The sequence below is a fragment of the Phytoactinopolyspora endophytica genome, from assembly GCF_004138495.1.
In the GTDB taxonomy this organism is placed as follows: domain Bacteria; phylum Actinomycetota; class Actinomycetes; order Jiangellales; family Jiangellaceae; genus Phytoactinopolyspora; species Phytoactinopolyspora endophytica.
The window spans coordinates 177,731-186,774 of the sequence record NZ_ML142859.1 but is presented as its reverse complement, the minus strand read 5'-3'; the positions used below and the strand labels follow the sequence as shown (position 1 = coordinate 186,774).

Below are 9,044 nucleotides of genomic sequence, written 5' to 3'. Positions count from 1 at the left end.
TGCGTCGTTCCTTCGTCCCCGCACCGGATACCGCCCGGCAGGTGCTTCCCGCGCTCGACCGGCAGGAACCGGTCGACAGCGACCACGCGCAGGGCTCAGCCGGCAGGTCTCTCACCGCCGTCCTGGCGCACGAGCTGACGCGGCTTCGTGCGGTGCCAGTGGCACCGGAGGATTTCGACGTCTCACGCCTGCCCGGCCATCTCCGGGTCACGTTCAGGGTGCTCGACGAGAAAGGGCGCGTCGCCGCCGAAGGCAAGGACCTGAGCGCACTGAAGACGGAGCTTCAGGCCGACATGCGTCAGACGGTGGCCGCCGCGGCGGCCGGCATCGAGCGGTCCGGGCTGCGCGAGTGGAACCTCGGCGCGCTGCCACGGACGTTCGAACAAGACAAGGACGGGCACCTCGTCACCGGATACCCGGCGCTGGTCGACGAAGGCACGAGCGCCGCCGTACGGGTCCTGCACACCCAGGCAGAGCAGGAGGCGGCACACTGGGTAGGGGTCAGGCGGCTGCTCCTGCTGGGTATCCCCTCGCCCGTGGCATTCGTGCAGCGGCATCTGACGAGCACGACGAAGCTGGTACTCAGCCAGAATCCGGACGGCAGCGTCGCCGACCTGATCGACGACTGCACCGCGTGCGCCGCGGACGCGCTGATCGCCGACGCCGGGGGTCCGGCCTGGAACGAGGCCGAGTTCGCCGTCCTGCGCGACAAGGTCCGAGGCTCGCTCATCGAGGAGGTCTTCTCCGTCGTGGCCGACGTCGAGCGCGCGCTGCCGGTGGCCCATCGTGTGCGCACCCAGCTCAGCCAGGCGCCACGGACCGCGAACCCGGACTCCGTCGCCGACGCCCGGCACCACCTCGGTGACCTGGTCCACCCAGGATTCGTCACGTCCACCGGACGTCGCCGGCTCCCCGATCTTGTCCGTTATCTCAAGGGGCTCGAGCGGCGGGTGGAGAAGTTCGGGGCGTCCCCGCACCGTGACCTCCAGCATATGGAGACGATCGCCCGAGTGCAGGATGCGTACAACGACCTCCTGGACGCGATCCCGCCGGATCGGATGCCCACCGCGGAGCACGACGCCATCCGCTGGATGATCGAGGAACTCGCCGTCAGCCTGTTCGCCCAGGAGCTCCGTACAGCCCAGCCCGTCTCCGAGAAACGCATCCTCCGAGCCGTCGCCCAGGCTCACGGTCGGATGCGGGACCCCGCCTCCTGACGGGGTCCCGCATCCGGCCGTTGGAGATCACACTCTGGTGTCAGGCGGGCGAGGTCGCGTGCTCGTCGGGACTGCCGGCGGGACGCTGTGCCCGCCGTCGCCCGCGCCGAGCCCGCGGCTTCGAGCTCTCCTCGTCGCCGGTGGCCGACGACGGCGTGTCACCTGTCGGTGCTTCCGCGTCCGCGTACGGCTTCCTGTCCTCCGCTGCTGCGATGCTGTGACCGTTCGCGGCGGTATCAGGCCGTCGATCGTCGTCGGGCCGTCCACCGTCGTCGGGGCTTCCATCGTGATCGGGCGTGGTGCCGTTCGCCGCGGCCGCTGCCGCGCTCACCGGCATGAGGTCGGCCGGCGACGCCTCCCCAGGGGTGGCATGCGCCTCAAGCTTGGGAGTGAGCTGCGCCTCCGTCTTCTCCGGCGTCGACGCCGGCGGCTGCTGCTGCTCGCCGCGCTTGCGGCGGCCACGCCGTTCCGCCTTGCCCGACGTCTCCTCCGCGGTGGAGGTCTTCGCAGCGTCGCCCGGATGCATGTGGATGTGAACACCGCGCCCCTTGCAGTGCGAGCACGGCTCGCTGAACGCTTCGACGAGACCGGTGCCGATCCGCTTACGGGTCATCTGGACGAGGCCCAGCGAGGTCACCTCGGCGACCTGGTGCTTGGTGCGGTCCCGGCCGAGGCACTCCACGAGCCGGCGCAACACGAGGTCCCGGTTCGACTCCAGCACCATGTCGATGAAGTCGACGACGATGATGCCCCCGATGTCGCGCAGGCGCAGCTGGCGGACGATCTCTTCGGCGGCTTCCAGGTTGTTCTTGGTGACCGTCTCTTCGAGGTTTCCACCCGATCCGGTGAACTTTCCGGTGTTGACGTCGATGACGGTCATCGCCTCGGTGCGATCGATCACGAGCGATCCGCCACTGGGGAGCCAGACCTTGCGGTCGAGTGCCTTGGTGATCTGCTCGTCGACACGCAGCGCGGCGAAGATGTCGTCCCTGCCGGTCCACTTCTCAACCCGGTCCCGCAACGACGATGCCACGCCGCCGACGTACTCGTCGATCGTCGCCCAGGCTTGGTCGCCGTCCACGATCAGCCTGGTGAAGTCCTCGTTGAACAGGTCCCGGACCACCTTGATGGCCAGGTCCGGCTCGCCGTGCAGTAACGCGGGAGCGCTGCCGGAGGTCTTCTTCTGAATGGCCTCCCACTCGGCCTTCAAGCGTGCGACGTCGTTGGTCAGCTCCTCTTCGGAGGCGCCCTCGGCGGCGGTCCGCACGATGACGCCGGCGTCCTCCGGAACGACCTTCTTCAAGATCTTCTTCAGCCGGTTGCGCTCGTTGTCGGGCAGCTTGCGGCTGATCCCGCTCATGGAGCCACCGGGCACATACACGACATACCGGCCCGGGAGGCTGATCTGTCCGGTGAGCCGGGCGCCCTTGTGGCCGACCGGATCCTTGGTGACCTGGACCAGGGTCGGCTGACCAGACTTAAGGACATCCTCGATGCGTTTCGGCCCGTCAGCGTGCCCGAGGCCTGCCCAGTCCACCTCACCCGCGTACACCACGGCGTTACGGCCACGACCGATGTCGATGAACGCCGCTTCCATCGCCGGCAGCACGTTCTGAACACGGCCGAGGTAGACGTTGCCGATCATGGATTGCTGCGACGCGCGGCTGACGTAGTGCTCGACGAGGATGTCGTCCTCGAGAACGGCGATCTGCGTGAGGTCGCCGTCCTGCCGGACCGCCATCACGCGATCCACCGCCTCGCGGCGAGCGAGGAACTCAGACTCGCTCAAGATCGGTGGCCTGCGGCGACCGGCCTCGCGTCCCTCGCGTCGGCGCTGCTTTTTCGCCTCCAGCCGAGTCGAGCCCTTGACGACACTGACCTCGTCGTCCTGCTCCTTCGCATCCCGGACCCGGACCACGGTGTTCGGTGGGTCGTCGGTGCGCGTGTCCTCGCCGTCTTCGCTCTTGCGGCGCCGGCGCCGGCGGCGCCGCCGGCTTCCGCCGTCCGAGCCGTCGTCGGAGCTTTCGTCGGCATGGCCGTCGTCATCCGGTTCCGAGGGTTCCGCGGCTTCTGTGCTTGCCTCGGCGGGCTGCTCGGCGACCTCGCCGTCACGCTCGCCGGCGCCCTCATCGTCGGTGTCCAGGCCACTGTCGTCGGAGGCCTCGTCGGTCCTTTTGCGCCGTCCGCGACCGCCACGCCGCCGACGCCGGCGCCGCGAGGCGGCATCCTCGCCGTCGTCGCTGTCGTCCCCGTCGTCGCTCTGGGATTCCGTGGCCGGCTCCGGCACGTCCTTCGACGGCCGGTCGCCTTCATCGCGCCGGTCCGCGACACGTTCGCTGCGGCTCTCCTCCACAGCCGGCGCCTCGAACAGAGGGGTGGCGTCGAACGTCGGCGGTTGGAAAAGCACCGTGGATGCGGCGGTTTCCGGCGACGCCGAGGACTTCGACGACGCCGAGGACTTCGACGACGGCGAGGGCTCGGGCGACGCCGAGGGCTCCGGCTGAGCTGGTTCGCCGGCGGCGAGTGCGGCGTCGGCGCTGACCGCTTGTTCGGCTGCGGCCACGGCCTTCTTACGGCTCCTGGTCGCTCGCTTCTTCGGCGCCGGTTCGGCAGCCGCTTCGCTGGTCACCACACCCGTTTCAGCATCTGCGGCCGCCTCGGGCTGTGCGCTCGCCTCCGCGGCGCCGCCCTTGGCCGGGGACTTCTTGGCAGCAGCCGACTTCTTTGCGGCGGGCTTCTTCGCAGCCGTCCGCTTCGCAGGCTTGCGGGTACTTGTGCCGCCCGTTTCCGCTGCCGGACCCGTTTCCGCCGCTGTGGCGGATTCCGGCGCTGGGCCGGCTTCCGCCGATGGGGCGGCTTCCGACGCTTGCGCCTCGGCGGTACTTGGTTCCTGAGGCGGACCCGCCTGGCGGCTGGCGGCCCGCCTCCGCGGTGTCCGCCGAGCAGGGGCAGCCTCTGCTGGCTCAGCCGATAGTGCGGCCGAGCTGGTCTCTTCGTCCTGCATATACGTATACTCCCGTCAACCCCGGGCCCGGCGGCGCGGCATCCGCACGTTCGCGTGAGCGCTGCCACCGTGCACGGGCTCTGTCTGGCGCCGGCCTGATGCGAACATCACTCGCCGACGGAGAAGCCTGTAATCAACCACGTTCACCGGCATATGCGTCGGAGGCCGCGCCACAATGTCGCCGCGCCGGCGGTCTGCGCTGTTGGCACACCGCCTCGCGGCTGAACATCGGCTCGTTGCCACCGTGCCGAGCGCCCCATGGACGTCGGCGAGAACGTCGCCGGATTGAGCGGTAGGTTCCGCCCAACCACTGTCGAGTATCGCACACGATCGGCCCATACCGTGTGCATCGCCATCGTCAGGGCGAGCCACCGACGGGCAGCGGCGAGGAAAGCACCAGGTGAGACGTCACAATGGGAGGACGTCAAATTTGTCCGCTACGGCACGGTCCTGCGCGTCAGGCGACGGTCAGCGGGAGAAGCTTCCGGCCCGTCGGGCCGGTCTGGATCTCCGTGCCCATCTGCGGGCAGACGCCGCAGTCGAAGCAGGGGGTCCACCGGCAGTCGTCGACCTCGACCTCGTCGAGCGCGTCCTGCCAGTCTTCCCACAGCCATTCGCGGTCAAGGCCGGAGTCGAGATGGTCCCACGGAAGCACCTCGTCGTGGCCGCGCTCACGTGTGGTGTACCAGTCCAGATCGACCGGCTCACCGGCGAGCGCGCGCTGAGCGGACGAGACCCAGCGTTCGAAGGAGAAGTGCTCCGTCCAGCCGTCGAACCGGGCACCGTCCTCCCAGGCGGCACGGATCACGCGCCCGACTCGCCGATCGCCGCGGGAGAGCAGGCCTTCCACCATGCTGGGTTTGCCTTCGTGGTAGCGCAACCCGATGGCCTTGCCGTACGTACGATCCGACCGGATCGCGTCCCGCAGCTTGAGCAGCCGCGAGTCGACGGTCTCATGGGGAGTCTGCCCGGCCCATTGGAACGGTGTGTGGGGCTTCGGGACGAACCCCCCGATCGACACCGTGCACCGGATGTCCTTGCGACCGGAGACTTCGCGTCCCTTGGCGATCACCTTCTTCGCGAGGTCGGCGATGGCCAGCACGTCGTCGTCGGTCTCGGTCGGCAGCCCGCACATGAAGTAGAGCTTGACCTGGCGCCAGCCACTGCCGTATGCAGCGGCGACTGTCTTGATCAGATCGTCCTCGCTGACCATCTTGTTGATGACCTTACGCATCCGCTCAGTGCCGCCTTCCGGAGCGAAGGTCAGCCCGGAGCGGCGGCCGTTGCGGGACAGCTCGTCGGCGAGTGTCACGTTGAAGGCGTCGACTCGCGTGGACGGGAGCGAGAGCGAGGTGTTGGTCCCCTCGTACCGGTCCGCGAGCCCTTTCGCCACCTCACCGATCTCGCTGTGGTCCGCGCTGGACAGGGAGAGCAGCCCGACCTCCTCGAAGCCGGAGTTCTCCACCCCGCTCTTCACCATGTCCCCGATGGCGGTGATGGACCGCTCACGGACCGGCCGGGTGATCATGCCCGCCTGGCAGAACCGGCAGCCCCGGGTGCAGCCGCGGAAGATCTCGACGCTGTACCTCTCATGGACCGTCTCCGCCAGCGGAACCAGCGGCTTACGCGGGTACGGCCAGCTGTCCAGGTCCATCACCGTGTGCTTGTGGATCCGCCCCGGCACGTCAGCACGATTCGGCACCACTGCGTCGATCCGGCCGTCCGGAAGGTAGCTGACGTCGTAGAACTTCGGCACGTAGACACCACCGCCGGCGGCGAGCCGGAACAGCAGCTCGTCCCGTCCGCCGGGACTGCCCTCCGCCTTCCATTCGCGGACCACCTCGGTGATCGCCAGCGCCACCTCCTCGCCGTCGCCGAGCACGGCCGCGTCGACGAAGTCGGCGATCGGCTCCGGGTTGAACGCCGCATGGCCGCCCGCGATCACCACCGGATGCCGTTCGTCCCGGTCCGACGCTTCCAGCGGGATGCCGGCGAGATCCAGCGCCGTCAGCAGGTTCGTGTAACCGAGCTCCGTCGCGAACGAGATCCCGAACAGGTCGAACGCGACGACGGGACGGTGCGCGTCGACCGTGAACTGGCCGATGCCGTGCTCCCGCATGAGCGCCTCAAGGTCCGGCCAGACCGAGTACGTGCGCTCGGCGAGCACGCCCTCGCGCTCGTTCAGCACCTCGTAAAGAATCTGGACACCCTGGTTCGGAAGACCCACCTCGTAGGCGTCCGGATACATCAGCGCCCAACGGACCTCTGATTCATCCCACGGCTTGACAACGGCGTTGAGCTCGCCGCCCACATATTGAATCGGCTTGCTGACCTGGGACAGCAGCGGCTCCAGCCGCGGAAACAACGATTCGACGGACATGAGAAGTGCAACTCCGTAAGGACGATGAGGACAACCTCCCATGCTACGGGACGGTTGACGGGACGACTCACCACCAGTCGCAAGGACCGGCTTGGGTTACAACGTCGTCTGGGCACTCCGCGACAGCGAGATATGTACGTCACCGCTCCCGGTGAAGAGGATGCGGCCGCCGCGTGATCGGTCGGCCGGCACCGGTAGGATTCATACGTCTGTTGCCATGTACGTCATCACTCACAGTCCCCCGGGGGTCGCAGCCGTGTCCGAGCGCTCGCTTGTCCTGATCAAACCCGACGCCGTGCGGCGTGGCCTGGTCGGAGAGATTCTCTCTCGTTACGAGCGCAAGGGTCTGACGATCGTCGCGCTACAGCGACGCGTCATCGATTCCGCGTTGTCGGATGCCCACTACGCCGAGCATGTCGACAAGCCGTTCTACCCAGGGCTCCGCGAGTTCATCACCGGTGGGCCGCTGGTCGCCCTCGTTCTCGAAGGTGACCAGGCTATCGACGTGGTCCGCCAGATGAACGGCGCCACTGACAGCCGCGCGGCCTCACCAGGCACAATCCGCGGTGACCTGTCGATGTCCAAGTCGGAGAACCTGGTCCACGCCTCGGACTCCCCCGACTCGGCCAAGCGAGAGCTGGCGCTCTGGTTCCCCGAGCTCTCCTGAGCCGCAAATGGCGGGTGTGAAACGACCCCAGTCACCGGTAGCATGACTCGACGTCACACGGATCCCTCACCTCAAGGAGCCGGATGGACGCGCGCATGTGGGCGGTCAGCGCTGCCCTGGTGGTAGTTCTCTCTGCCTGCGCATCCGGCGGTGAAGAACCTCAAGGGCTCGAAACCGAACCAGACACACCAACATCCGCACCGGCGAGCAGCGAGTCACCATCGCCTCGCTCGGAGTCGACCTCCGACGAGGGCGGTGCCTCTACAGAGCCGACGGCCGAAGACAGCCCGGCCCAATCCCCGGGACCGCACGTCCGCGTCTTCGACGAGGCCGGCGTGACCGTGATTATGCCCGAAGAGATCGCGGGCAATGCCGCTGCCGAGGCGCTGGACGTGTTCACGAACTACAACGTGGAGTGGTACTGGTCTCTCCGCGAGGTCGAGCTCAGCGAAAGGATTCGTGGGCTCGCCGCGCAACCGCGGATCGACAGGCTCAAGGGCTCGCTCGAGTATCAGCGGCAGAATGGCATCACGTATGGCGGCGAGGTGACCATCGAGCCCTACGTCGAGGGCGCGTCGGAGAACGTCGTCGCCATCGGCTTCTGTCTCGACGCCTCCGAGCTCATCATCATCGACGACGACGGCGAGCGCCCCGCCGACGGCGTTGAGGAGCTTCCCAGGACCATCGGCACCGCCGAGCTCAACCGGACCGAGGTGGGCTGGCAGGTCACAGATGAGGAGATCTCGGAGGAGGAAGTGTGCTGAGGTCCGCATCTGTCGCGGCGCTGCTCGTCCTGCCGTTCCTCGCCGGGACGGCTCCGGCCAGCGGATCCGAGATGGCGCCGGCATGCGGCCGCGGTGGCTGCTCGTCGCCGGACGGCGGTGGCAGCGACGCCGACGCCGAGGACGGCGGCGTGAGCATCACCGTGTGGGGTTCCGGGACGACGGACGGCGAGGACGGTCGGTTCGAGATCCCAGCCGAGACCGTGTGGGTGTTACCGGCCTGCCGCTACATCCCCACCCTCACCGGCAAGGAGTACTACGAGCTGATCGAAGAGGGCGGCTACCCGCCGCCGCGGGATCGTCCCGAGTACGGGTTCGAGGACTACGAGGTGTACCAGGACTACGAGAAGTACAAGGATGACGACGAGGGTCGCTGGTGGGCCGGCGCATGTTTCAGCGGCGACTTCGACGGAGACCTCGACGAGTTCTTCGACCACACCGAGGAGTTCTTCGACGACTACGACGGCGCCGTCTTCGTCGAAGTGGATGAGGAGCCTCCGGTCCCGCCGGTCCCACCCGAGGTCCTGGTCGACGTCGCGTACGACCACATGGAGCTCCCAGATCCCGAGATCTCGTGGAACCCGCAGCGCGAGAGCGACAGTGCCACCCTGGTCAATGTGGACACGTGGCTCTGGTTGGACGAGGGGCCTGTCCAGCTCGAGGTCAACGCCGAGGCCGGCGGCAACACCGCACGCGCCGAAGCTGCGCTGAGCTCGATGAGTTTCTCCGCCTCGTCCGCGGATCCGGTCACCTGTGCCGGAACGGGTGTCGAGTGGTCACCCGAGGCCGCGAGCGGCTGCTCGCTGACGTTCAACCGGTCCAGCGCCAACCAGCCCGGCCAGGTCACCCCGGTGACAGCTCAGAGCCTGTGGACCATCGAGTGGTTCGCCAACGCCGAGCCGCGCGGCGAGCTCGACCCGCAGACCACCAGCGCGGTCTTCGACATCCCGGTCGCCGAGAACCAGACGAACGTGGCGTCGGTGAATTCATGAGG

General features: G+C 67.9%; 5 protein-coding genes and 1 pseudogene. 4 read left to right on the top strand and 2 right to left on the bottom strand.

What is annotated here, in order from left to right; genetic code table 11:
* Positions 1-1,217, top strand: a 1,217-nt coding sequence (locus tag ELR45_RS41250) for a DUF3418 domain-containing protein (protein ID WP_240759959.1), incomplete at its 5' end; no start/stop codon positions are given.
* Positions 1,218-1,257: 40 nt separating this feature from the next.
* Here ELR45_RS41250 and ELR45_RS20965 read toward each other — a convergent pair.
* Both ELR45_RS20965 and ELR45_RS20960 read right to left on the bottom strand, forming a co-directional pair.
* A pseudogene (locus ELR45_RS20965) lies at positions 1,258-3,648 on the bottom strand (Rne/Rng family ribonuclease); the annotation flags it as partial.
* Positions 3,649-4,678: 1,030 nt separating this feature from the next.
* A complete protein-coding gene (locus tag ELR45_RS20960) occupies positions 4,679-6,601 on the bottom strand; it encodes a TIGR03960 family B12-binding radical SAM protein (protein WP_129668084.1) in 1,923 nt (640 codons plus the stop codon).
* A 217-nt stretch (positions 6,602-6,818) separates the two neighbouring features.
* Here ELR45_RS20960 and ndk point away from each other — a divergent pair, with 217 nt between their 5' ends.
* The 3 genes from ndk (at position 6,819) to ELR45_RS20945 (ending at position 9,042) form a co-directional block, all read left to right on the top strand.
* Positions 6,819-7,268 (top strand): nucleoside-diphosphate kinase, encoded by a 450-nt coding sequence (gene ndk / locus ELR45_RS20955; protein ID WP_129668083.1) that lies wholly within the window; start codon positions 6,819-6,821, stop codon positions 7,266-7,268.
* A gap of 83 nt (positions 7,269-7,351) precedes the next feature.
* Positions 7,352-8,032, top strand: coding sequence for a hypothetical protein (locus ELR45_RS20950; protein ID WP_129668082.1), 681 nt, complete (start codon positions 7,352-7,354; stop codon positions 8,030-8,032).
* Complete coding sequence (locus tag ELR45_RS20945) at positions 8,026-9,042, top strand: hypothetical protein (protein ID WP_129668081.1); 1,017 nt, start codon at positions 8,026-8,028, stop codon at positions 9,040-9,042. The genes ELR45_RS20950 and ELR45_RS20945 overlap by 7 nt, the downstream gene beginning before the upstream one ends.
* Positions 9,043-9,044: the final 2 nt, after the last annotated feature.